We start from the raw sequence: 23988 nt of genomic DNA on the forward strand, positions 1-23988 counted from the left end.
TCCCGGCGGAGTGGATGTGTCTCGCATCTGCCCCGACCACGGAGGTCCTCGATGGCTCACGCTAATGCCCGCACGAACCTGTACGCACGACGGTTGATCATCGCGCGCGTCGCCGCTGGGTGGCCCGCAGCGCACGTGGCGGAGCAGCTCGGGGTATCCCGGGCTATGGTGCACAAATGGCTACGTCGGTACGCCGCCAAGGGTGAGGCCGGGCTGGCGGATCGCTCCTCGCGGCCGCACCGGATGCCCGCGCGTACCCCGGCCTGGGTCGTGCAGCGGGTGCTGGCCGCTCGGCGCCGACGTCGCCGGGGGCGGTCCTGATCGCGGCGGAGCTGGGGTCGAACCCCTCCACGGTCGGTCGGATCCTGACGCGGCACCACGTGCCGCACCTGAGCACGCTCGACCGGATCACCGGCCAGCCCGTGCGCGAATTCGACGTCGTGCGCTCTGGCAGCATGAGGGCCGTGCTGATGAAAGAATTCTCTTGGCGGGGCCGGGCGGTGCGCTGGGGTCGGATCGGCTCAGGGCCCGATGTTGTCTTCTGTCACGGCACGCCTTGGTCCTCCCGGCTGTGGCGGCCCTGCGCTGAGGCGCTGGCCCCGTACTTCACGGTGCATCTCTGGGACATGCCTGGGTATGGTCAGTCGTCGAAGTACGCCGAGCACCGGGTCTCATTGGACGTTCAAGGCGAGCTGTTCACTGACCTTCTCGCCGAGTGGGATCTGCGATCGCCGCACGTGGTCGCGCATGACTACGGTGGGGCCGTTGCGCTGAGGGCGCATCTCTTGCACAAGGCGTCTTTTGAGTCGATGGCACTGGTCGACGTCGTTGCGCTGGGGCCGTGGGGATCAGACTTCTTCCGCCTGGTGCGCGAGCACGCGGACGTGTTCAGCGCCCTTCCGAGTGCGGTGCACGAAGGCGCGCTCCGGGCCTACATCGGGGGCGCCAGCCACGTCGGTCTCGCACCGGTCGTTATGCAGTCCCTGGTGGCCCCGTGGATCGACGGTCCGGGACAGGCCGCGTTCTACCGGCAGATCGCTCAGGCCGATCAGGCATACACCGACGAGATCGAGCATCTATACCCGGAAGCTCGATGTACCGGTCCTTGTTGTCTGGGGAGAGGAGGACACCTGGATCCCTGTCGATCGTGCGCGTCGCCTCAGTGAACTCGTTCCCGGGGCCCAACTCAGGATCATCCAGGGTGCGGGGCATCTGATCCAGCTTGACCAGCCGGAAGCCCTCGCGACGACACTCACGTGTTGGCTCTTGGCACAGCTCTGACGCAGGCACTTTCGCACTTCGAACCGATGCATGGTCCGGCTCGCTCATCGGCACGAGCGATAGTCGGCGAGCGCCCGCAGGCGCCTTGGGGCGTCCCAGACGGATGGCGCTCGTGGTGGGTTGAGAGTCCGACGGGAGATCAAGCCCAGTTTGACACGCGGCAACAGGTGTATAGCTGGACGGCTTGGCGTCCGATGTCGGCACCCTGACCCGAAAGAAGTTTCAGCTTTCCATCTCACTCGCATCACCGACCGTCTTGGCACAGGCAGGCCGTAGTCTCAGTTCTAGTCTCATTCGGGTGGTGTCGGCGGCCTCGTTCGGCGACGTTCACGCGCCGCCCTCGCAAGCGTGCAGCGACATTCATGTTCGTTCCCGAACCTCTTGGCACAGACCTCGAAAGCGTGGGCGCGGACCAGCTCCACCCAGGGGTTAGACCCCAGTGCCCCCACAAACACGGTCGCCGTAACCGCGAAATGCTCAGTCCGCAAAAAGTCCGCAAAAAGTCCGAGAACCATCGCCGGGACCCATCACGGTCCACGCCGCCAACGTGCGTTTTCGCAGGTCAGAAGCTCGGGGCACCAACGGCAGCACGGCGGGAATCGCGCCTTGCAATCCCCGGCGTATCGGCCGACTCATCCACTTTCACGCCTCTGACCTGCGGTGACGTGTTGCGGACCCCTCACTGGTCCGCAAGCAGTCCGCAAACCTCGGAGGACTCCGTCGACGGCGGCGCGGGTCTTGCCGCGCCAGCCGGCTGGTCGACGGGCGGGAGAGGACTTGGAGTCCTGGTGGGTGACAGAGGAGCGGCCAGACGTCATGCCGCCACTCACCGCGATCGGCGTATCCATCGCATCCAGATGAACGCTCCTCGACACGACAAGTCACGCGCTTGGCGGCATGTCCGGTAAACGCCTCACGTTGATGAACGTGCGATCGTCGGGCCTAGGGCGATCGCACGGGCACGGGAATCTCGACGGGCGCGGGCCCTCGGCTCGCAGGATGTCAGGGCGAGCCTGCCTCCCAGCTGGTGAGGGTCTGGGACTGCCCGGCGCCCTGGACCGTGACCGTTCCCATGACGTCCGGGTTCTGTGACACGGCGACGAACGGGGTTCGTCCGCCGACCGGAGCCCCGTAGACCACGGTGAAGGAGTCGTTGGGGTCGGTCGAGGTCAGTTCGACCGATCCGGTGGAGACCCAGCCGACGGCGAGGTCCGGGGCCGACCCGGCGACGGCCCTGGCGTGCGGCTCGACTCCGACCTGGAGCGCGCCGGTGCTGTGCAGCGCCATGGGGCCGCTCCTGCGTCCGAAGCCGAAGCGGTCGCCGTCGCGCCACAGCAGCACGCTCAGGCGCGGGTTCACCGTCACCACGGCGGCATCGACGCCGCCGGCCCGGTCGGCGCGCAGCATGGCGCCGTCCCCGAGCCAGCTGATGCTCGTGCCCGCAACCTTCGTCCGGCTCCACAGCAGGCCGATGACCTGCGCCGGGTCGAGCTTTGGTGCCCGCTGCATGAAGAGGGTGCCGACTATCCTGCCGCTCACGGGGTCGCTCAGCTGGCCGGACTGTCCTTGGCCGGGGAAGAGGTCAGGGGCGGTGACCAGCTGCGTCATGACGATGCCGGAGGCGGGGCCCTGTTCGCCGGTCAGCGCATAACCGTAGACGACGTCCTTCTGTCCCGACTCCTCGGGCATGAGGAAGCTGGCCTGTCCGTTCGCGGTGGCCGTCCGTGCACGGGTGACCTTCTTGAGGATGGTGGGGCCGTCGGACACGGTCCAGGTCTCGAGAACCCGGCCTCCGGGGGTCGGCTCGACCGCGACCTCGACCCCGGGTCCCCGCTTGAGGCCGTCACCGTAGGTCGAGCCGGCCAGGTGCCCGCTTCCGACCGCAGCACTGGATCGGCTCGGGTCGCCGGCCGGCGGCAGCGCCCGGGTCTGGCCGGTGCCCAGCTGCACGGCCACGACCGCGACGGCGGCCGCGGCGGCCGCCGCCACGCCGGTGCCCACGAGACGGCGTCGCCGCACCGCGCGGTGTCCCCGTTCGAGGACGAGCGCCGGATCGAGGCGCAGGTCGGGGGCACTGGCAGCGGCCTGCAGGGCCGAGCGGACCTCGGCCTCGGGGGTTCTGGTCATCGCGCGCTCCTCTCGGTCGCTGAGCCGTCGACCCGGTGCTCGGCACCGTGTTCGGGTTCGGCCGGCGCGTCGGTCAAGCCGGCGCGCAGGGCCGCGAGGCCGCGCGAGGCGGCGCTCTTGACGGCACCCACGGAGATGCCGAGGGCCTCGGCGGTCGCCTTCTCGGACAGGTCGGTGTAGTACCGCAACACGACGACCCGGCGCTGCTGCTCCGGCAGGGTGGCAAGCAGCCGCACGACCAGGTCACGGTCATCGGACCCGCGCATCGGGTCGGCGGGGCGCGGCGACGGTTCGGGCATCGTGTCGGTGGGGCGCTCCAACCGCGTGGCCCGCCAGCGGTCGGTGCGGTGGTTGACGAGCACCCGGCGGGCGTAGGCCAGGCCCTCACCGTCGCGGACGCGACCCCAGGCCACATAGGTCTTGACGAGCGCCGCCTGTGTCAGCTCCTGTGCGTCGTGGGCATCGCCCGTCAGCAGCCAGGCGGTGCGCAGCAGCGACGGCCCAGCCTGCTCCATGAAGTGCGTGAAGGCCGCCTCGCGTTCGGCATCCCTGCGGCTCACCGTGCGCCCCCGTCGTGGTCCATGCTCGTTGATACGGACGAATCCGGTGAAAGGTTGCCACGCCGGCCGCGGCCCGCAGTGCATCGGGTGGCGCGCGCACCAAGTCAGGGGTGACGACGTCGGGCCGGCCGTGCCCGGCGGTTATCCACCTGGGCGGGTGCGTGGTGCAGAGCCGGGCGCCTGACCGCTCAACTCCGCTTGGGCGTGAAGGTGCCCACTCGATGTGTGCATGTGCCGATCGAGTGGGCACCTCGACCGTGAACGTCAGCGGCTGCGCCTGATGATGATGACGCGCTCGTCGACCGGCTGCATCGGGCAGGGGCCCTTGGGTGACTCGCAGACGGCGATCCCGCCCCAGAACGTTGCCGCGCCGGTTTGGACACGTCCCCCTGGGACGGTCGCGCCGGCGCCCCAGCGGTGTTGAGCTCCATCGCAGATAAGCCCCTCGATGGTGTGCACGTCCGTCGGAGGGCGGTCGCGTAGCAGGAGCTGAAAGGACAGGCTGCCGATGCGGTCGCCGGCGCCGGTGCAGGCGTAGGTTCCGCTCAAGGCGACGAGGTCGGCATTGACGGTTGCGGTGCGGTCGATGCTGACCGTGCCGATGTCGTAGCCGGGGTCGCCACCGGCGTGGGCGGGCGACCCGGTGAGGACGGCCGTGGACACGGTAACGACGGCGCTTGCGAGAAGGCTGCGTGAGACGTTCATGGTGCGTTGATCCCCTTGCCTGGTGGACGCGCTGATCGAGTCCTGCCCATCAGTACGCGTGCGTCGACCGGATGGTTGTCACGCCAGGCAAACTGGCCACTCGCCTGTGGACTGCACCCTGAGCCACACCTGAGGCATGTAGTTCGTGTCATCCGGCCTGCGGGACGACGAAAGGCGTGGGCAGGATGCGACAACCTTTCTCGGGCCCGCGGTGGTCGGGATGGGTACCGGCGCCTGCCGGGCACGGGACCGGACAGGGGACACAGGTCATGGACCATGCGGAGCGTGAAGCCGACTTCACGGCGTACGTCAGGGCGCGTGAGCAGGTCCTCGCTCGCCTCGTGTACCTGCTCACCGGTGAGCGTGACGCGGCCGAGGACCTGCTGCAGAACACGCTCGCCAAGGGTGTACTGCCACTGGGCTCGGATCCAAGAGGCCGAGGCGCCCGACGCGTAAGTGCGCCGGATCATGGTCAACGAGAACAACTCCCGTGCCGGGGCGGTCGGTGCAGCTGGGAAGGGTTCGCTCTGGGATCCGCCCCGCAGGCGTGCGGGAGGCAAGAAGCGAGAGGGCACGAAGGCACGTGAGTAAGAAGACGGCGAACTTCTTCTGTGACGGCGCTGCTCGAACGGGTGGCCGCTGCGGCCGAGGAGCTCGCGGCCTCGGCAGGCCCACAGCAACCTCTGGCGGCAGGAGTACAAGAGCATCGCCCGCGAGGCACGGGCCATGCTTCAGCAGGGTCCCAGTGAAGCCAAGGCAGCTTCCTGGGCTCGGAGCATCGGGCAGCCTCCCGCGTACACCAAGCCGAGCGACCGGCGCTTCGATCCCACCCCGGGTCGGTACGCCCTCGATCTGAGAGAGCGTTCTGGACGAGTTCTCATGCGTCTTGGGGAAGCTCGCGGGTGCTCGCGAGTGACTCAGCCGCGATTGCCTCCGAGGACACCTGCTGCCGACGTACCAATGGTGCTCGACGGATGGCGGGACCAGCAGCTGTCCCGCTCGAGGTGACACCGCCGGTCCGCCAACGGTGGAACCACGCGTCGCGGTTCATCCTCGGCCGTGCGGAGGGACGGATGGTCTTGTCTGCACGGCGGCGTCGCGATGCAGTTCGCCGAGTCAGCCGCCGAGCTTGCGCGCGCACGACCTGCCAGTGCTCCCAACACCGCTCAGGGTCGAAGTCGGCGTAGCCACGCTTCTCCGCCGTCGCCGCGGCCATCGGGACACTCCAGGTCTCGACCCGCGGCGGCCTACAACACAGGGACCGTGGCGCTCACCAAGGTGTGCGGCCCGCTGATCCGCTCCTTCCCCAACGCCTGAGTCCGGTATAGGAGTTGCGGCTTGCGGCAATTCCAGACGTGGTTCGAGACCGAGCGCATCACGGCAACGTCTGAGGAGCCCCGGCCGTGGCTAGCATCTGGCGGTGACTACTTCAGCGGACGATCTTGTTAACGCTTACCTTCACGCACTCAACACCGCAGATGCAGACCTTGCCGTCAGCCTGTTCGCTGAGGATGCCGTCGTTCACTCCCCGCTCTACGGTCCTCAACTTGCCAAGGACTTCTACCCAGCCCTTTTCGCTGACACAAGCCAAGCGAAGCTCGACCTCAAGTCCGTCATGACCGGCACAGACACGTCCGGTGCGACGACGGTGAGCTTCTGGTTCCACTTCGACTGGCGACTGCCCTCCGGAGCAGCCGCACCCTTCGACGTCGTGGACGTCGCAACGCTCGGGCCCGACGATCGCATCCAGAGCCTGCACATCATCTACGACACTGTCGACGTCCGGCCCGCTTTCGAGGCTGAGGTCGGGCACCCCTCGTGGCGAGAGCCGCGTTCTGACACACCCTGAACGGAGTCCCGCTCGTAGGCACGTCCGCTCGGCGGCAGATGCGGACGCTCGTCGGTCTCTCTCAAACTCTTGCCATGGCCGACCTCGCCGGGCCACCGGTCCTTGTCGTCGACTACCGTTTTGGTGCTGTATCACCCCGCACGTCATCGTGGAGATGGAAGAGCCTTAATGCACAGAAGCCGCGTGTATGCCGTTCTGATCGACACACCCGAAAACGAGGCTGCCCAGGCCGCGGACTTCTGGTCGGCAGCTCTCGGCGTCACTGCCCGACCGTTTCCGCCGGCGCCGCAGTTCACGACCCTCCATCAGGCCCTGCCAGGGCTCGTCACGGCCGTCCAAGCGGTCGACGACGCACCACGTATCCACCTTGACATCGAGACCGACGACGTCGACGCGGAAACCGCACGCTTGATCGCCTTGGGTGCTGAGCAGGTCTCGCAGTGGCAGGAGTGCCACGTGCTGCGAGTGCCCGGCGGTCATCTGGTGTGTGTGCTACCGGTCGAAAGCGACCCCGCCGATTTCCGAGCACGGGCCAACATCTGGCCCTGACGATGTGGTGCGGGTCCCTTGAACGGCGAGCCCTGCGACCGGTCCAGACACTCCACGTGGCGGGCCGACGCCGTGGGTTTTAGCCACCCGACGGAGACGGGCCAGGCGGTAGCACGGTATCGCCCCCGCGCTGCTCCTCGGCTCGCGTCCAAGCAGAATCCGGATCGCAGCGGGAAGGTGCGACCGACGCCCAGCCGTGTCGGCCAGCGTCCGGTACTGCGAGCCCCAGAGCCAGCGCCAACGAGGCCCGCGATCACGGCCGGCTGGGACGCGAGCTTCCTCTTGGCGTCGGGGCGCCTGGGCGCCGCGAACCGTTCCATCCGGGCGCTGTGCTGCGCTGAAGACCCATAGGGCACGTCTCGGACCGGCGTCCTCTTTAACTCTCCTCGGCATGACAGGAAGAATGCTTCCCCCCGCAGACGAATGCAGGGTATGGGCGGAAAGTGCGTCTGCTCTCCGTGACCTGCGACGGCGCCGACCGGATCGTGGTGATGCTTTCGGCGGCCTCCCCCCGGTGCGTCACCTGACGGCTGCCCTCGCGCATTGGTGACACGGGGGGCGTAAGCACACTCGAGTAGGTGGTCACCGTTACCACCGTCGTCCTTCCTTGCATTGGTCGGTGGGACCTCAAGGCGCCGTCGCCTCGGTCCGCAAAGAGTCCGCAACAGATCCGAATATGGCAGCACCTTCAACATGGCCAACTTCGCGTTTCTGCACGTCAGCGCCCCTGGGCACTACCCGCAGCGTGTGGCACGCTGCCGCTGGCAATACCCGGCGTATGGGCCGACTCATCCACTTCAGGCCTCTGACGTGCGGTTGTGTTTGAGGCCCCTCATTGGTCCGCAAATGGTCCGCAAGATTTCGGAGCAGTGGGGCGGTGCTCAGGCTAGGAAGTGGGTGAGCCAAAGCGGATCACGTTGCCGTCTGGGTCTACGAGGACGCCCTCGTGCTGCCCCCACTCGGTGTCTTGGGGATGGCGCACGTCGGCACCAGCCGATTCCCAGACGGCTGCCACGTGGTCGGCATCCTCGACGAAGAGGTACGCGGCGCTGGCCCGCCGCTCCCCATCGGGGACGACGCCGAGGTGGAGTTAGATGCCGCCCCGCGAGGCGAATCCGTAGCCTCCGCCTCGATAGGCCCGGACCGCGAAGCCGAGCCGCTCGTAGAAGTCCATGGCCGCGGCGAGGTCGCGCACAGCGAAGATCGGCGCTATCCGCTCCATCATGAAGCCTCGCATTCTGCCGAGGGCGGCGGAAGAGCTCGGTCTGCGGCAGATGAGGACATGTGACCTTCAGTTGGCTGCGTTGAGACCACGCTCCATGAAGAGCCAGTGTGACTTGTACTCCTCGGGGATCTCGCTCTCGGGGTAGGGATCGACGTCGGTGAAGCCGCTGGCGCGGTACAGGCGATGGGCAGCGGTCATGAAGTCCGGGCTGTCGAGGAGGACGCGCCGATACCCCGCGTTTCGCGCTTCGTTGATCAGTCGGTCGAGCATGGCGCGACCCAAGCCGCCGCGACGGTGTGACGGGTCGACGTACATGCGCTTGATCTCCGCGATCTCGGGCCCGATGCGTTGCATACAGGCGATGCCGATCGCGACCTCGGTTTCATTGAACGCCAGTAGCAGCCGACCGTCGGGTCGCTGGAACCGTGCGACGGTGAGCAGGTCGTGCTCAACAGCTTCGCGGACCGGCAGCCGGAAGCCGTACCTTCTCTCGAGCTCGTCGTTGCCCCACGTGAGGTAGGCCAGCCACAGACGCTCGACGGCGTCCCGATCCTCGGGAAGCTGAGCCTCTCGGATGTCAGCCATTCTCGGATCGTAGCCATCGGTAGAAGGTCGGACGGACCCTCAGTGATGCCCGACCCCTGGACCTGGGCTCCTTGAAGCCAGGCGTGGATCGACGCGATCTCAGACGAGAGGTGTCTGCCAGCCGTGGCGCGCACGATCCAGGACGCGCTCGTGCGAGTAGGTCGACCTCAGGGCTGCGGAGACGATGGCAGGGTCAGTGGGCTGGACGTCAGGAAACGTTGATCCGGTGGCCGCATTCCGTCTGCGGCCGATGAGCGCGTTGCTCAGGAGGCCGTCATGGCTCGTCGACGTTCGGCGTTGGTGAGGATGTCGACGTTGTCGGTTCGTTGGTCGATGCTGCCGAGGCCGACCGTGAGGGCCTGCACCGCCGGGTCGTCCATGGCGTCGATCAGCGCCGGGACCAGCAGCGGGTTGACGTGCAGATACGGCCGGTCCCAGAACGGCACCAGCGCGGGTGTGCGCGACGGCAGACCAGCCTGGACCTGAAGGGTCGCCAGGCGCTCGAGTGCTGCACGAAGGGCTTCACCACGGGCCGTCCAGTGATCAGCGGCCAGCGCCGCGTGGAGGTCGGCCTGGATGGCCTGCCCGATCGGGAGCCTGGCGAACAGGGTGCCGCGCCACTTCGAGTAGGGCGCCCAGGTGCGGGACAACGAGAAAGCCAGGTGCATGGTGACCTCGACGAGGCGGGCCGCGATCGTCCGCGACCCGAGCTCGTCAGCGCGGTCTGCTGCCCGCCCCATGAGGGGAAGCTCGTGATCAAGACGTCGCCAGTCCGTGGCGACGACGTAGCGCCACAGATCGTCGGGGTACCAGCTCAGCGCCTGCCGCAGCCGGGTCAACTCTCCGGGGCGGTCCGCGAAGACGGCGCCGGACACCAGCTCCAACGCCGCTTGTCCCGACACGGAGAGCCAGTCGGACGGGTGGGTCTCACGGGTCGGGTCGAAACCCAGCCGGTCCCGGGCCAGGCGCTTGACGGTGGTGACCTCGACACCGTGCCGCTTGCTCGACTCACCCGAGAAGACGAACCGGGTCGGCTGCCCCGCGAAGGCGTCGGGGAGGTGCTCATCGAGCGCACGCATGACGCCCACGATGTCCTTGTCATCGACGAACAGCTGGAGCCGCAAACCCCAGTCATGATCCCGCGACATGGCATCGTCCAACCCGAGGACCTCCGAGCCGGTGCCGATCCGCGCTGCCGCGTACTGGATGTCCGGACACCAGCGGGCAAGCAGCGGCGCGACCACTTCGCGGAAGTAGTCGCGTGCAAGCGGGAGCCCCCGAACGCGGTCGGTGGGAACGGGTCCGGGCATGCACTCGACCGTAGCGACCCGGACGCAACCAACACGCATTCCCGACCGACCGGTCTCGCACGCTACCGCGTCACCCCTTCTCACCCCCCGGCGTCTGAGTGGGCACCGCGGGTCTGGCGCGGCAGGTCGGCACGCGCAGGCGCGGCTGCGTGACAGCTCAGACGGCGAAGACGTCTCCGAGGTGCACCGGCTGCAGGGCGCGGGCCCGGATGATCTCGACGAGCTGCCCGTAGACCTTCGTCACCGGTAGGTGGTTCGCGTGCCCGATCAGGATGTGACCGGGCAGCAGCCACTGCTTGGCACTGGCCACGATGGCCTGCGGTTTCTGCACGGTCGAGTCACCCAGGTCGCCGAGCCACATGGTCACGGCGGGATAGCCCAGGTCGGCCAGCTGCGCGTCGAGGGCGTGGTCGTGGGATCCGTAGGGCGGTCGCATGAAGGGTCGACCGAGCGTCCCGTAGGTCCGGTGGAGGAAGGACTCGTTGCGCCGCACCTGGTCGGCGACCTCGGCGGGGGAGAGCCGTAGCAGGTCGTGGTGCGACCACGTGTGGTTCGCGATGAAGATCTGGTTGTCGTCGTGGAGCGGGCGCAGCAGGTCGGCGTGGCTCGTCCAGCCCGAGTTGACCCCGTTGCAGAAGAACGTCAGGCGCAGCCCGGTGTCGCGGGCCAGCTTCGCGTAGCCCTCGATGACGGCTTCGTTGGTGCCGTCGTCGACCGTGAGGGCGACCGTCTTGGTATGGCCGGGGAGCCGGAAGAGCGTTCCGTGCGGCAGGGGAGCCTTGGCCAGTCCCGTCGGTGGTGTGAACCGCGCGCCCGACCGGGCCGCCCCGACGGCGGCCTCCGGGGACTGCCCCTGCATTGCAGCGGCGCCACAGCCGGCGAGGCCGGTGGCCACGGCTGCGGCGACGGAGGCGAGGAAGGTCCGACGATCCATCTTCTCGACGGTAAGCCGTGTGCCTGAAGATGCCCGATGACGCGCCGGGGAGCCGGCCTACCTCACCCACAGCTGGTCTGAAGGCCTCGTTGCACCATGGTCGGACGTCGTCCGAGAAGCGGCATGGAGGGGTCGCGCCACGCTTGGACCCGGGGCCCTCGGCCAACATGCGCGACACCGGTGCCCAGGGCATGACGTGTTCAGCCTCGATGCGGACGAGGGTCAACTGGATGATGATGAAGGTCCAGCCCCGCTCAGGACCGGCTCCGGCTGAGGTGGTCGACGTCCGGTCGCGCCGACGGGGTGCTGGTCGCGCGCCGGCAGCGCGGCGCCCGTGTCGAGCTCCACACGGTCTTCTTGAGCGGTGACGCCTTTGGCGAGGTTGCGGTGTCAGCCGTCGCGATCTCGGCGGGCGGCCTTCTGTGCGTTCCGGTCGCCGACGACGATCGTGGCCACGAGCACCCCGCCGGCGATCGCCGCGAGCAGGAAGAAGATCATTGCTATCGCGGGGTAGCCGAATATCGTGCTCGGCGTCCGAACCTGCATCATCAGGGCTGCACCCACAACGATGGCCGCGAGGATGATGCCCATCGTCAGGCGGTTTGCCAACCGCTGCAGGACCGACAGGAAACGCACCTCGTCGATGGTCTTGACACGCAGGGCCAGCTCGCCGTCGGAGAGGGCATCCAGGATGCGGTTCGCCCGCCTCGGCAGCTGAGCGGCGAAGTCCTTGGCTTCGATCGCCGAGGAGAGCACCCCCGACAGCGAGAGCGACAGTCCGCCGCGCAGGATCTCCTCGATGTTGTCCTGGATCGCCTCTGTCGGGTCGAAGTCGGGGTCGAGATGCTTGGTGACCTGGTCGAGATTGAGCAGCGTCTTGCCGACCATGGCCATCTCCGCCGGCGGTCGGAGCCCGTGAACCCCGGAGAGGCGTGACAGCTCGACCAGGACCGTGCCGACCTCCACCTCGCCGTGGAGGGCCACTGCGCTCGACACCAGGTGCGACACGTCATCGCGGAACCGCCCCGCGTCGTAGCCCGCGAGAGGATGCCCCATCTCCGCCAGGACGAGGGCGGCCTCCTCCCCGTCGCCCTCGCTGAGGGCCAGCAGCAGCTTGACGATCTTGCCCTGCACCCTTCTCGGCACCGTGGCGACCATCCCGAAGTCGATGAGGGCGAGCCGTCCGTCCTCGGTCAGCAGCACGTTTCCGGGGTGGGGATCCGCGTGGAGCGTGCCGTCGACGAGGATCATCCGCAGGTAAGCGCTGAACAGTTCCTCGACGAGTGGGCGTCGGTCGGCCTCGAGGAGCCCGAACGGGCCGACGTCGGTGACCGACTTCCCGGTGACGCGGTCCATCGTGAGGACCTTGGAGGTCGACAGGTCCGGGATCGGCTGCGGGACGAGCAGGTGCTCATAGCCCTGGGTCAGCTCCCCGAAACGAACGAGGTTGGCCGACTCGCGCCGGTAGTCGAGCTCGTCCGCCAGCGAGCGTCGGAAGTGCGCGAGCAGCGAGGCGACCCCGAAGCGCCGACCGACGTCGGTGTGTCTGTCGACCTTCTCAGCCAGACCAGCGAGGACCTCCATGTCGTCGCGGACGAGCTCACGCACGCCGGGCCGCTGGACCTTGACGACGACCTCGCGGCCGTTGCGCGTGACGGCCCGATGAACCTGCGCCAACGACGCCGCGGCCAGGGGGGTGTCGACGAACTCGGAGAAAAGGCTCTTGACCGGCGCTCCCAGCTCGGCCTCGATGATCTCCCGGACCTCCGTGACGGGGAACGGCTCGACCTTGTCCTGCAGCCGGGTGAGCGCCTGCGTGTACGGCGCGGGGAGCAGGTCGACTCGCGTCGAAAGCAGCTGCCCGAGCTTGATGTAGGTCGGGCCCATCCGCTCGAGATCTTCGACGAGCTGGTTCGGCCCCTCTCCGTCGAGGACGGGGTCTGCGTCCTCCGTGAGAAACTCGTCGGCCTCGGCGCCCGCCAGCAGGTCGGAGCGCCCATGCCGGATCAGTAGCCGGATGAGGTCGACATACCTGCTGCGGTGAGCTTGATCCATGGACCTGACCCTATAGACGAGGCGCATTGCGGGGTTGGGGCATCGGCATGGGTTGATTCGCGAGCATCTGAGTGAGGCCGTTGGTTTCAAGCGCCGGGGGCGCGGGTGCCGTGCCAGTCCGCAGCCGGGAGCGCCAGTCACTACCTGCAGCCTGTCGCCCGCTGCCGCTGGCAATCCCCGGCGCATCGGCCGGACTCATCCACCTTCAGGCGTCTGCCCTGCGGTGATGTGTTCCAGCCCCTCGTCGGCCGCGGTCGGCTTCGGGAACGGGCATGGTCCGCAGGTGCACCCGCGGTCACCAGGGCACAGGTCCGGCGTCGTCGTGGAACTGGCCGGTCGGTGCGCCGTCGGGCAGGGTCGCGAGCCGAATCGCGATGGCCGCTCCCTGGTGCGGGGTCCGGTCACCGGTGAAGCCGGTGAAGTCGGTGGCGGTCAGCCCGGGACAGCCGCAGTTGACCAGGATGTTCGTGTCGGTCAGTTCCTTGGCGTACTGGATGGTGACGGCGTTGAGGAACGTCTTGGAGGCCAGGTAGGCAGCAGGGACTGGGCCCATGTCGATGCCGGGCGTGGTTTGCAGGGCAAGCGAGCCGACGCTGCTGGACATGTTGACGATGCGCGGTGAGGCTGAGGCGCGCAGCATCGGCAGCATCGCGTTGGTCACCCGAATGACGCCGATCACGTTGGTTTCCACGATCGCTCGTACGGTCGCTGGATCGACGGTGGTCAGTGTCTGCGGCGCGTCACCGGCGAGGCCGTTGACCGCGGCATTGTTCACCAGGACGTCGAGCCCTCCGGCCCGATCGGCGACCAGCTCGGCCGCCGCGGCCACACTGTTGTCGTCGGTGACGTCGAGAGGCACGCCGAACGCATCTGTTCCGGCATCACGCAGCTTGTCCACGGCAGTCTCGCGGCGTTGTCGATCCCTCGCACCCACGCCGACTCGCCAGCCGAGGGCACCCAGGCCCGCGGCGATCTCGTAGCCGATTCCCTTGTTCGCGCCGGTCACCAACGCGATCGTCTGTTCCTTCACATCGGGGATCCTGCTGGCACGCCGGGCAGGGTGTCCAAGACTGATTCGGTGGGCCGCGATACCGCACAGGTATCGATCCTGGTCAGCGCCGATAGGCTCACCTGGTGGAGACACGGGAGCTGCGATACTTCGTCGCCGTCGCCGAGGAGCTGCACTTCGGGCGGGCGGCACAACGGCTGGCCATGGCGCAGCCACCCCTGTCGCGGGCGGTCCAGCAGCTCGAACGACGGCTCGGGGTCGTCCTGCTGAACCGCACACCGCGCGCCATCACCTTGACCGAGGCCGGCTCAGTGCTCCTACGGGAGGCCCGGACCGCGCTCGACGCGGTCGAAGCCGCCGAACACCGCACCCGCCGCGCAGCGGCCGACCAGCCACGGGTGGTGCTGGCCACCAAGGCCGGAGTGTCCCGGGAGCTGCTGGCGAAGCTTCTGGACGCCTACGCCGCCGAACCGGGTGCGGTGGCCGTCGAGGTGATGCTCTGTGGCCCCGGCGAGCCGGAAGGCCGGCTTCGCACCGGCCGCGCAGACATTGCTCTGCTCCACCGGCCCTACGACACGACCACCGGGTTCGACAGCGAGGATCTGCACACCGAACGGCAGGTGGTGGTCCTTCCCGCGGGTCACCCCCTCGCCAGCCGGACGCACCTGTCGTTGGCGGAGCTCACCACCCAGACGCAACTGCCCCTGCCGCGCTGGCCTGGACCCGATGGCACCTATCCGGACGGTCCCGGCCCGACGATCCGAGACCACACCCAGCTCTTCCAGCTGGTCGCGCTCGGACTGGCCTGCGCAGTCGTACCCGAGTCGGTCCGGGACCAGCTACGCGACGACCACGCCGTCGTGCCGGTGCCAGACGCACCGGCCGTCACGACCGTCATCGCCTGGCCACCACACAGCAGATCCAAAGCCGTCGTGGACCTCGTGCGCACCGCGAAACGCCTCTGACTGGTGTCCCACGCCCGCAAGACGCGGTGACGCCTCCGGCCCGGCTGAGTCCGACCGAAGCGGCCAAGGTCGGGACCAAGGCCTCTTACGGCCTCGATCGGGATGAGCAAGGCTCGAGATGAGATGGAAGGAGGTGAAAGACGATGTCGCAGCTCCTTCAGAAGCAAAGCGCGGGGACTGAGCAAGGTCTTCCACGGTTGTTCCGCAACCGCACGGTCGACTACACGCTCATTGTCATCGGGGCCTTGGTCGCAGCGTTCGGCGCGTACACCTACTTCGTACCGTCGAGCTGGTTGTGGGCGGGCCTGGCCGCAGGCTGGTATCTCGGAAGCTGGATCGCGGGCGGCGTTGTGCTCGCCGCCGGCTTCGGCATGTTGGGCGCCAGCGTCCGCGACCGGTCCGGCTACTGGACGGCCGGTGCCGTGATGAGCTTCGTGCTCAGCGTGCTGAGCCTGGCCGGAGCAGCTGCCGCTGCGGTAGTGCTCATCCTCTGAGCACCCCGAAGAGAGGTGACGGTTGGTCGAAGCCCCCAGGAGACTGGGGCTTCCCGCGCGGACTCGGGAAGGTGCACCGACGCTGTGCCCGCGGGCAGGTTGCGTCAAAGCGGCTCGGCGTGGGGGGTCCCGGCCTCTGCGCCTTGTCGTTACTTCAGCACTCGATGACGTTGACGGCCAGCCCTCCTCGGGAGGTCTCCTTGTACTTGACCTTCATGTCCCGGCCGGTCTCGCGCATCGTCTTGATGGCCTGGTCAAGGCTGACCTTGTGCTCTCCCGTGCCGTGCCGCGAGAGCCGGGCGGCGTTGATCGCCTTGACCGAGGCGATGGCGTTGCGTTCGATGCACGGGATCTGCACGAGACCGCCGACGGGGTCGCACGTCAGGCCGAGGTTGTGCTCGATACCGATCTCTGCGGCGTTCTCGACCTGCTCGGGGCTGCCGCCGAGGACGGCGCACAGGCCGGCTGCGGCCATCGAGCACGCCGAGCCGACCTCGCCCTGGCAACCGACCTCGGCGCCGGAGATGGAGGCGCCGAGCTTGAAGAGGATCCCGATGGCAGCCGCCGTCAGCAGGAACTCGACGACCTTGTCCTCATCGTCGTCGACGAACCGTGTGAAGAAGTGCAACACCGCGGGGATGATGCCGGCGGCGCCGTTGGTGGGCGCGGTGACGATGCGTCCGCCCGACGCGTTCTCCTCGTTGACCGCCAGGGCGTAGAGGTTGACCCACTCCATCGCCCAGAGCGGGTCGAGGACGGGCTGACCACCCTCGCGGGCCGCGGACTCCTGCTCGCGCAGGCGTGCTCGCAGCTCTGGTGCGCGGCGGCGCACCTTGAGACCACCGGGCAGCGTGGTCTCCGTGCGGGTGCAGCCGCTCTCCACGCACTCCTGCATGACGTCCCACAGGTGCAGCAGCTGCGTGCGCACCTGCTCGCGTGTGCGCCAGGACAGCTCGTTGGCCATCATCACCTCTGCGATGCTGAGGCCACTTTCCGCGCATCGGTCCAGCAGGTCACGACCGGTGGCGAACGGGTAGCGGACCTCGGTCGCGTCCTCCACCACCCGGTCGCTCCCGGATGCGTCCTCGTCGACGACGAACCCGCCACCCACGGAGTAGTAGGTGCGCCTCAGCAGCGAGTGGCCCGAGCCGTCGTACGCCTCGAAGGTCATGCCGTTGGGGTGGGTGGGCAGCGTCTCCCGTCGGTGCAGCACCAGGTCGTTGTCCGCGTCGAAGGCGATCTCGTGGCTGCCACAGAGCGACAGGGTCCCGTCGGCGCGAACCTGTGAGACCCGTTCCATCGCGCGGTCGGTGTCCACGGTCTCCGGGTCCTCCGCCTCGAGACCGAGCAGGACCGCCCGGTCGGAGCCGTGTCCGTGACCGGTCGCCCCGAGCGACCCGAACAGCTGGGCGTGCACCCGACGCGTCTGCTCGAGCAGACCGATCTCCTTCAGCGACAGAGCGAACCGCCGCGCTGCGCGCATCGGTCCCACCGTGTGGGACGAGGAGGGACCGATGCCCACGGAGAACAGGTCGAGGGCGCTGAGCGCCATCAGTCGAACTCGCGCATGCCGTCGAGCAGCCAGCGGGTGACGAACTCCGTGAAGGAGGCCCGCGGCATGACCAGCCACGTGTCCTCGGTGGTGCGCCACAGGATGACCTGGACCGACTCGAGCAGCGTGGACACCGCACGACCGACGGGGAACTCCCGGGGGTGCAGGTCGAGCTGGATCACCTTGTCGAGCACCGCGCGTGCGCGGGGTCCGGACAGCTCCAGCGTCGCGCGGTTGGCCGACACGTCGACCACCTGACCCCGCTGTCCCTCGATGGCCGCGCTCAGCGCAGCCACCAGCTGGGGTCCGCTCTCGCCGGTGACCGCTTCGTCCCCGAGCACGGCCAGCCACTCGTCGGGTCCCAGCCAGATGACGTCGACGGGGCGGCCCGGGCCACGGTCGCCGGAGCCGACGGCCCCGACGCGGTCGGGCAGGGGTGCACCCAGGACGCCTTCGAAAGCCTCCACCGCGGACGGCGACCCGGCTCGGAGCGACAGGTGAGTGGCGAACGGCAGCTCCCGCAGGGTGACGGTCCTGCGCGAGCCGGATGCCATGAGCTCCGTGAGGTCGGCGCCGGGGCTGCGCCGGTGTGTCAGCGGGTTGGCGCTCTCCGTCGACACCCGGGCGCCGAAAGTGGACGCACGGCTCGACGTCGTCGGAGCGGTCGGGCTCTCTGGCGTTGCGCGCACCGTGGTTGCGGGCTCCGTGATCGTCGGCTCAGCCATCTCGTCGTGCACCTTCCTTGTCGTAGAGCACCGGTTCGTGGACCTCCACCTCGGCGAACGTTCCCTCGAACGAGGCGAGCAGGGTCTGCCCGATGCGGTCGGGGCCGTCCTTGACCAGGGCCAGCGCGAAGCTGCGTCCCAGGGCTTGGCTGTGGTAGCTCGACGTCACGAACCCGAGCATCGGGATGGGGGCGTCGGGCAGGCCCTTGCCGGTGTAGCTGCCCAGAGCCCCGGGCTCGATCAGCTGGGCTCCCTCGGGCAGCCGGAGGGAACGGTCGACGGGCAGCACGCTGACCAGCTGCTTGCGACCCGGGGAGGTGTGCGAGCTGCGCGAGAACGATCGCCGGCCGATGAACTCCTTGGTCTTGCTGACCACCCAGTCCATCCCCAGGTCGTGGGGCGTGATCGTGCCGTCGGTGTCCTGCCCGACGATGGGGTAGGCCTTCTCGGCACGGAGCACGTGCATGGTCTCGGTGCCGTAGGGCGTGATGTCGAACTCCTCGCCGGCGGCGGCCACGTCGTGCCAGATCTTGAGCCCGTACCAGCGCGGGACGTTGATCTCGTAGGCCAGCTCCCCGGAGAAGGTGATGCGGCAGATGCGCGCGTCGATGCCGGAGATGAGGGTGGTCTCGCGGAACTCCATGAACCCGAAGCCCTCCTTCGACACGTCGAGGTCCGGGGCGAGCTTCGCGATGACGTCGCGCGACCGCGGGCCGACGACCGCCACCGTCGCCCACTGCTCGGTGACCGAGGTGAAGGTGACGTCGAGCTCGGGCCACTCCGTCTGGCTCCACTCCTCGAGCCAGTCGAGCACCTTGGCCGCCCCGCCCGTGGTCGTGGTCATGAAGAAGCGGTCCTCTGCAAGACGAAGGGTGACCCCGTCGTCGAAGACCATGCCTGCTGCGGTGCACATGACACCGTAGCGGGCCTTGCCCACCGCCAGCTTGAGGAAGGGGTTGGTGTAGACGCGGTTGAGGAACTCGGCGGCGTCGGCACCGCGAATCTCGATCTTGCCGAGGGTGGTGGCGTCCATGAACGCGACACCCTCGCGGGCGGCGCGGCACTCCCGGGCGACGGCGGCGTCCATGTCCTCCCCGCTGCGCGGGTAGTACCAGGGGCGCTTCCACTGTCCGACGTCCTCGAACAGGGCGCCGTGCTCGACGTGCCACGCGTGGGCGGGGCTGGTGCGCGCGGCGTCGAAGAGCTCGCCTCGGCCACGGCCGGCGAGGGCCACGAAGGCCACCGGCGTGAACGGGGCGCGGAACGTCGTCGTGCCGATCGCGCCCGGGGTCGGGCGCCTCGCAGCGGCCGAGCCCGACCCGTCTGCCTTCGCCGCGGGGTCCTGTCCGGGCTGTCCCGGCGGTATCGAGGCCGTGTCACGGCCGGAGAGCACCTGGGTCAGCAGCCCGATCGTGTTGACGCCGCCGATGCGGCCCTGGTCGACGCCGGTGCTGATGGAGGTGTACCGCTTGACGTGCTCGACAGAGTGCATCCCGGCGTGGGTGGCGCGCAGCACGTCCGCCGCGGTGTTGTCGCGGCTGAGGTCGACGAAGTGCCGGTCGAAGGACCCGTCGACAGACGGCACGGCCCACAGCTGACGGACCTGCCCGGCAGCACGGTGCTGGCGCTCGCGACGCGCCTCCAGGCTCTCGGTCGACGACTCGGTGGGCTCGCCCGGCAGGGAGAACCCGGCCGCCACCACGGCCGCCCGCCCAGCCCGTTCGCCCTCCATGAGGCAGTCGATGGTGGAGTAGGTGCCGTTCCCGGCGCCGACCACGAGCTGGTCGCGGACCTCACCCGACGGCACGAAACCGGCCAGCTCGTCGTCCCACCGAAGCGAGCCCTGCCGCTGGCTGTGCAGGTTGACGTTGGGCGTCCAGCCGCCGGACACCGCCACGAGGTCGCACTCGAGGGTCTGCCCCGGCCCGACCGGCTGGCCGTCGGCGTCGATGGGCGCGACCGTGACTGCAGTGACGGCGTCGACACCCTCGACGGAGGTGACTGCGGACGAGGCGTGCACGACCATGCCGGCGCGCAGAGCACCCTGCTGGGCACTGCTCGGCGCGGTCATCTGCTCCCGGGCGTCGACGACCGTCACCTCCGCACCGGCATGCATCAGCGCGTGCGCGGCCTCGTAGGCGGAGTCGTTCGTGGTGAACACGACGACGTTCCGTCCGGGCAGCGCACCCCAGCGGTCGGCGTACGCACGTGCCGCGGAGGCGAGCATGATGCCGGGGACGTCGTTGTCCGCGAAGACGATCGGGCGTTCGAAGGCCCCGACCGCCAGCACCACCTGGCGGGCGGAGACGTGCCACACGCGCTGGCGTGACACCCCGTCCCTCACCGTCCTGGCGGTGGACGGCTCGCCCTCCGGACGCCGTTCCACGGCGATGAGGTAGTTGTTGTCGTAGCTGCCGAACACGCAGGTGCGGGTCAGGACGGTGGTCTCGGGCGCGGCCTCGAGCTCGGCACGGACGCCGGCGACCCACTCCGCGCCAGGTTGGCCTTCGACCATCGCGGTGCGGTCCGACAGCAGCGATCCGCCGAGCCCGAAGTCCTGCTCGAACAGGATGACGCGCGCGCCGCTGGCGGACGCCGCGCGGGCGGCTGCGAGACCGGCCGGGCCGGCCCCGATGACGGCGACGTCGGTGTGGACGTGCACCTTGTCGTACTCCGCCGGGTCGGGACGGTCGTCGAGCACACCGATGCCGTCGAGGAGCGTCACGTCGAGACCGTCGGTCAGCTCGAGGGTGGTCGCGGGCAGCATCGACTCGTTGTGGGCGCCGTTGACCCGGACGAAGGCGTTGGGCTCCTCGACGCCCGCGGTGAGGATGCCGCGGGGCCGGCGCAGGTAGATGGAGTCCCCGACACGCAGTCGACCGTTCGCGACGAGCGCGGACGCGAGGGTGTCACCGACGAACCCGGTGAGGGTGCTTCCGTCGACCGTGAAGGTCAGTGGTCGGGAACGGTCGACCGCGCCACCCTTGGGACGTCGGTTGGGCTGGTCGGATGAGGTGAGGCCCATGCTCATGCCTCCTGCCTGCTCGTGGTGGGTTGTGCCGCGACCTGGTCCGGACGGGCCTGGTCGAGGCGGTAGACGTGCTGGATCTCGTACGTTCGGGTGTTGCGGATGACGTTGAACCACTTGCGGCAACCGGCCGAGTGCACCCAGCGCTCGGCATAGGAGCCCTTCGGGTTGTCGCGGTAGAAGAGGTACTGGGCCCACTCCTCGTCGGACAGGGCGTTCGGGTCCTCGGGGTACGCGACATGGGCCTGCCCGCCGTAGGCGAACTCGGGCTCGTTGCGGGGGCCGCAGTACGGGCACTCGATGAGCATCATGATGGACGTCCCTTTCGCGTCAGTGGGCCACGGCGGCGGCGCCGTGCTCGTCGATGAGGTCGCCGCTGACGAAGCGCTCGAGCCCGAAGGCCCGGTTCAGCTGGTGTGGCTCGTCGTGGGCGATGGTGTGCGCGTATGCCCAGCCGGCGCCCGGCACCGCCTTGAAGCCGCCCGTGCCCCAGCCGCAGTTGACATACATGTGGTCCACGGGGGAGCGGCCCATGACAGGCGAGGCGTCGAGCGTCACGTCGACGATGCCGCCCCACGTGCGCAGCAGGTGCGCCCGGGCGAAGATCGGGAAGAGCTCGACGGCCGCCGACATCTGGTGCTCGATGACGTGGAAGGAGCCACGCTGCCCGTAGCCGTTGTACGTGTCGATGCCGGCGCCCATGACGAGCTCGCCCTTGTGGGCCTGGGAGACGTAGACGTGCACGTGGTTCGACATGACGACGGTGGGGTGGACCATCTCGTGCAGCTCGGAGACCAGGGCCTGCAGGGGGTGGGACTGGATGGGCACGCGGAAGCCGGCCATGTCGGCGAGGACCGACGTGTGCCCGGCGGCGCACAGGGCGACCTTGCCGGCGTTGATCCGTCCGCGGGAGGTCTCGACCCCGACGACGCGGTCACCGTCCATGACGAAGCCGGTGACCTCGCAGTTCTGGATGAGGTCGACGCCGAGCTCGTCCGCCCGGCGGGCGTAGCCCCAGGCCACCCAGTCGTGCTTGGCGATGCCGGCGCGCGGCTGGAACGTGCCGCCCATGACGGGGTAGCGGATGTCGTCGTTGATGTTGATGATCGGGCACAGCTCCTTGACCTGCTGCGCGTCCACCCACTCGGCGTCGACGCCGTTGAGCCGGTTGGCCTCGACCCGGCGGATCGAGTCTCGCTGGTCCTGCAGCGTGTGGGCGAGGTTCAGCACGCCGCGCTGGGAGAAGAAGATGTCGTAGCCGAGCTCCTCCTCGAGGCCCTCCCACAGCTTGAGGGAGTGTTCGTAGATGGCGGCGGACTCGTCCCACAGGTAGTTCGACCGGATGATCGTGGTGTTGCGGGCCATGTTGCCGCCGGCGAGCCAACCCCGTTCGAGCACAGCCACGTTCGTGATGCCGTGGTTCTTGGCGAGGTAGTAGGCCGTGGCGAGGCCGTGACCCCCGCCGCCGACGATGACGACGTCGTAGCTCTTCTTGGGCTCGGGGTTGGACCAGAGGAAGTCGGGGTGCTGCGGGAGCTCGCGCTGGTTCACGCCACGCCTCCTCGGATGGCGGGGTACAGGGGGAACCGGTCGGTCAGCGCGTCGACCCGCGCACGCAGGGCGGGGATGTCGGCGGTGCCCGGCGCCGCGGCCAGGACGGTCGCGATGATGTCGGCGACCTCCGCGAAGGCGTCCGCGTCGAAGCCGCGCGTCGCCAGTGCGGGTGTGCCGATGCGCAGACCGGAGGAGACCATCGGCGGTCGGGGGTCGAAGGGGACGGCGTTGCGGTTGACGGTGATGCCGATCGAGTGCAGCAGGTCCTCGCCCTGCTGGCCGTCGAGCTCGGAGTGGCGCAGGTCGACGAGCACGAGGTGCACGTCGGTGCCTCCGGTCAGCACGCTGATGCCGCGCGCCGCGACGTCGGGGGCCTGAAGCCGCTCGGCGAGGATCGCTGCTCCCCGCAGCGTCCGTGCCTGTCGCTGCGCGAACTCCTCGGAGGCGGCGAGCTTGAAGGCGACGGCCTTGCCGGCGATGACGTGCTCGAGCGGGCCGCCCTGCTGCCCCGGGAAGACGGCCGAGTTGATCTTCTTGGCGATCTCGGCGTCGTTGGTCAGGATGATGCCGCCGCGCGGGCCGCCGAGGGTCTTGTGCGTGGTCGAGCTGACGACGTGCGCGTGGGGGACCGGCGACGGGTGCAGCCCCGCGGCGACGAGCCCGGCGAAGTGCGCCATGTCGACGAAGAGGACGGCGCCCACGGCGTCGGCGATGCGACGGAACTCGGCGAAGTCGAGCTGACGCGGGTACGCCGACCAGCCGGCGATGATCATCGCGGGACGGTGCTCGTGGGCGAGCCGCTCCACCTCGGCCATGTCGATGACATGGGTGTCCTCGCGGACGCCGTAGGCGACGATGTTGTACAGGCGTCCGGAGAAGTTGAGGCGCATGCCGTGCGTCAGGTGGCCGCCGTGCGCCAGCTCGAGCCCCAGGATGGTGTCACCCGGGCGCAGGAGGGCATGCATCACCGCCGCGTTGGCCTGCGCGCCGGAGTGGGGCTGGACGTTCGCGAAGCCGGCGCCGAAGAGGGACTTGACCCGTGAGAGGGCCAGGGACTCGATGACGTCGACGTGCTCGCAGCCGCCGTAGTAGCGCCGTCCGGGGTAGCCCTCGGCGTACTTGTTCGTCAGCACCGAGCCCTGCGCCTGCATGACGGCGAGGGGAGCGAAGTTCTCCGACGCGATCATCTCGAGGGTGCTCTGCTGGCGCTCCAGCTCGCGACCGATGGCGCCCGCCACCTCGGCGTCCAGGTCCGCGAGGGCCCCGTCGAGGACACCGTCGGAGACGCCCTCACGGGGGCGGTCGGAGAGCACCGTGGTTCGGCCCGGTCCGTCGATCGTCATCTCACCACTCCTGATATCTGTCTGGTCGGCGACTGATATATCAATCTCGGTGTTACGATATGTCTAACGAGGCCGCAGGTCAATGGGCTGAGTGCCCCCGTCTCAGCGGGACGGGGGTGGCGATGGTCGAGGGCGGGC

21 protein-coding genes and 2 pseudogenes are annotated in these 23988 nt (G+C 68.8%); 7 read left to right on the forward strand and 16 right to left on the reverse strand.

What is annotated here, in order from left to right; all coding sequences use genetic code 11:
* Positions 1-51: 51 nt before the first annotated feature.
* The 3 genes and pseudogenes from AC1VM9_RS15875 (at position 52) to AC1VM9_RS15885 (ending at position 1281) form a co-directional block, all read left to right on the forward strand.
* The gene (locus tag AC1VM9_RS15875) at positions 52-321 is read left to right on the forward strand and encodes a helix-turn-helix domain-containing protein (protein ID WP_483123318.1); all 270 of its coding nucleotides are present in this window, start codon (positions 52-54) and stop codon (positions 319-321) included.
* A gap of 149 nt (positions 322-470) precedes the next feature.
* A pseudogene (locus AC1VM9_RS15880) lies at positions 471-968 on the forward strand (alpha/beta fold hydrolase); the annotation flags it as partial.
* Entirely contained in the window at positions 904-1281 is a 378-nt protein-coding gene (locus AC1VM9_RS15885) for an alpha/beta fold hydrolase (RefSeq protein ID WP_483124034.1), read from the forward strand. The pseudogene AC1VM9_RS15880 and the gene AC1VM9_RS15885, both read left to right, overlap by 65 nt.
* Positions 1282-2283: 1002 nt before the next feature.
* Here AC1VM9_RS15885 and AC1VM9_RS15890 read toward each other — a convergent pair.
* The 3 genes from AC1VM9_RS15890 to AC1VM9_RS15900 all read right to left on the reverse strand — a co-directional run bounded on the left by AC1VM9_RS15890 (position 2284) and on the right by AC1VM9_RS15900 (position 4673).
* Entirely contained in the window at positions 2284-3408 is a 1125-nt protein-coding gene (locus tag AC1VM9_RS15890) for a hypothetical protein (protein ID WP_483123319.1), read from the reverse strand.
* A complete protein-coding gene (locus tag AC1VM9_RS15895; RefSeq protein ID WP_481340002.1) occupies positions 3405-3968 on the reverse strand; it encodes a SigE family RNA polymerase sigma factor in 564 nt (187 codons plus the stop codon). Before AC1VM9_RS15895 ends, AC1VM9_RS15890 begins: the two co-directional genes overlap by 4 nt.
* A 264-nt stretch (positions 3969-4232) precedes the next feature.
* Positions 4233-4673 carry a DUF6299 family protein gene (locus AC1VM9_RS15900; protein ID WP_483123321.1) on the reverse strand — a complete coding sequence of 147 codons (441 nt, stop codon included), beginning with the start codon at positions 4671-4673 and terminating at the stop codon, positions 4233-4235.
* A gap of 1420 nt (positions 4674-6093) precedes the next feature.
* Here AC1VM9_RS15900 and AC1VM9_RS15905 point away from each other — a divergent pair.
* Together AC1VM9_RS15905 and AC1VM9_RS15910 are read left to right on the forward strand one after the other, a co-directional pair.
* Positions 6094-6522, forward strand: coding sequence for a nuclear transport factor 2 family protein (locus AC1VM9_RS15905; RefSeq protein WP_481340009.1), 429 nt, complete (start codon positions 6094-6096; stop codon positions 6520-6522).
* Positions 6523-6705: 183 nt separating this feature from the next.
* On the forward strand, positions 6706-7071 hold the full coding sequence (locus AC1VM9_RS15910; RefSeq protein ID WP_481340012.1) for a VOC family protein: 366 nt from the start codon (positions 6706-6708) through the stop codon (positions 7069-7071).
* A gap of 886 nt (positions 7072-7957) precedes the next feature.
* Here AC1VM9_RS15910 and AC1VM9_RS15915 read toward each other — a convergent pair.
* The 7 genes and pseudogenes from AC1VM9_RS15915 to AC1VM9_RS15945 all read right to left on the reverse strand — a co-directional run.
* Positions 7958-8107 (reverse strand): annotated as a pseudogene (locus tag AC1VM9_RS15915) (VOC family protein); the annotation flags it as partial.
* A 54-nt stretch (positions 8108-8161) separates the two neighbouring features.
* A complete protein-coding gene (locus AC1VM9_RS15920; RefSeq protein WP_481340014.1) occupies positions 8162-8308 on the reverse strand; it encodes a hypothetical protein in 147 nt (48 codons plus the stop codon).
* A gap of 54 nt (positions 8309-8362) precedes the next feature.
* Positions 8363-8881 (reverse strand): GNAT family N-acetyltransferase, encoded by a 519-nt coding sequence (locus AC1VM9_RS15925; RefSeq protein WP_481346274.1) that lies wholly within the window; start codon positions 8879-8881, stop codon positions 8363-8365.
* Positions 8882-9144: 263 nt separating this feature from the next.
* Positions 9145-10191: a DUF4037 domain-containing protein gene (locus tag AC1VM9_RS15930; protein WP_483123322.1), complete on the reverse strand. Its 1047-nt coding sequence runs from the start codon at positions 10189-10191 to the stop codon at positions 9145-9147.
* 157 nt (positions 10192-10348) lie between these two features.
* A complete protein-coding gene (locus AC1VM9_RS15935) occupies positions 10349-11125 on the reverse strand; it encodes a polysaccharide deacetylase family protein (protein ID WP_483123323.1) in 777 nt (258 codons plus the stop codon).
* Between the two features lie 390 nt (positions 11126-11515).
* Complete coding sequence (locus AC1VM9_RS15940; RefSeq protein WP_481340034.1) at positions 11516-13180, reverse strand: ABC1 kinase family protein; 1665 nt, start codon at positions 13178-13180, stop codon at positions 11516-11518.
* Between the two features lie 295 nt (positions 13181-13475).
* The gene (locus tag AC1VM9_RS15945) at positions 13476-14210 is read right to left on the reverse strand and encodes an SDR family oxidoreductase (RefSeq protein ID WP_483123325.1); all 735 of its coding nucleotides are present in this window, start codon (positions 14208-14210) and stop codon (positions 13476-13478) included.
* A 104-nt stretch (positions 14211-14314) separates the two neighbouring features.
* Here AC1VM9_RS15945 and AC1VM9_RS15950 point away from each other — a divergent pair, with 104 nt between their 5' ends.
* Together AC1VM9_RS15950 and AC1VM9_RS15955 are read left to right on the forward strand one after the other, a co-directional pair.
* A complete protein-coding gene (locus tag AC1VM9_RS15950; protein WP_483123326.1) occupies positions 14315-15154 on the forward strand; it encodes a LysR family transcriptional regulator in 840 nt (279 codons plus the stop codon).
* Positions 15155-15297: 143 nt separating this feature from the next.
* Positions 15298-15648: a hypothetical protein gene (locus AC1VM9_RS15955; RefSeq protein WP_481340046.1), complete on the forward strand. Its 351-nt coding sequence runs from the start codon at positions 15298-15300 to the stop codon at positions 15646-15648.
* 154 nt (positions 15649-15802) lie between these two features.
* On the opposite strand, the gene AC1VM9_RS15960 is transcribed toward AC1VM9_RS15955, so the two are convergent.
* Genes AC1VM9_RS15960 through glyA form a run of 6 tightly spaced genes read right to left on the reverse strand, consistent with a single transcriptional unit; the run spans position 15803 to position 23850 of the window.
* The gene (locus tag AC1VM9_RS15960; protein WP_483123327.1) at positions 15803-17200 is read right to left on the reverse strand and encodes an L-serine ammonia-lyase; all 1398 of its coding nucleotides are present in this window, start codon (positions 17198-17200) and stop codon (positions 15803-15805) included.
* Entirely contained in the window at positions 17200-17925 is a 726-nt protein-coding gene (locus AC1VM9_RS15965; RefSeq protein WP_483123328.1) for a sarcosine oxidase subunit gamma, read from the reverse strand. Before AC1VM9_RS15965 ends, AC1VM9_RS15960 begins: the two co-directional genes overlap by 1 nt.
* Positions 17918-20950, reverse strand: a complete 3033-nt coding sequence (locus AC1VM9_RS15970) for an FAD-dependent oxidoreductase (RefSeq protein ID WP_483124035.1) — start codon at positions 20948-20950, stop codon at positions 17918-17920. Before AC1VM9_RS15970 ends, AC1VM9_RS15965 begins: the two co-directional genes overlap by 8 nt.
* Positions 20951-20952: 2 nt before the next feature.
* The gene (locus AC1VM9_RS15975; RefSeq protein WP_481340057.1) at positions 20953-21264 is read right to left on the reverse strand and encodes a sarcosine oxidase subunit delta; all 312 of its coding nucleotides are present in this window, start codon (positions 21262-21264) and stop codon (positions 20953-20955) included.
* 19 nt (positions 21265-21283) lie between these two features.
* Positions 21284-22504: a sarcosine oxidase subunit beta family protein gene (locus AC1VM9_RS15980; protein WP_481340061.1), complete on the reverse strand. Its 1221-nt coding sequence runs from the start codon at positions 22502-22504 to the stop codon at positions 21284-21286.
* Positions 22501-23850, reverse strand: a complete 1350-nt coding sequence (glyA, locus tag AC1VM9_RS15985) for a serine hydroxymethyltransferase (protein WP_483123329.1) — start codon at positions 23848-23850, stop codon at positions 22501-22503. Before glyA ends, AC1VM9_RS15980 begins: the two co-directional genes overlap by 4 nt.
* Positions 23851-23988 lie beyond the last annotated feature (138 nt).

This window comes from Monashia sp. HAY1-11D (assembly GCF_056868035.1).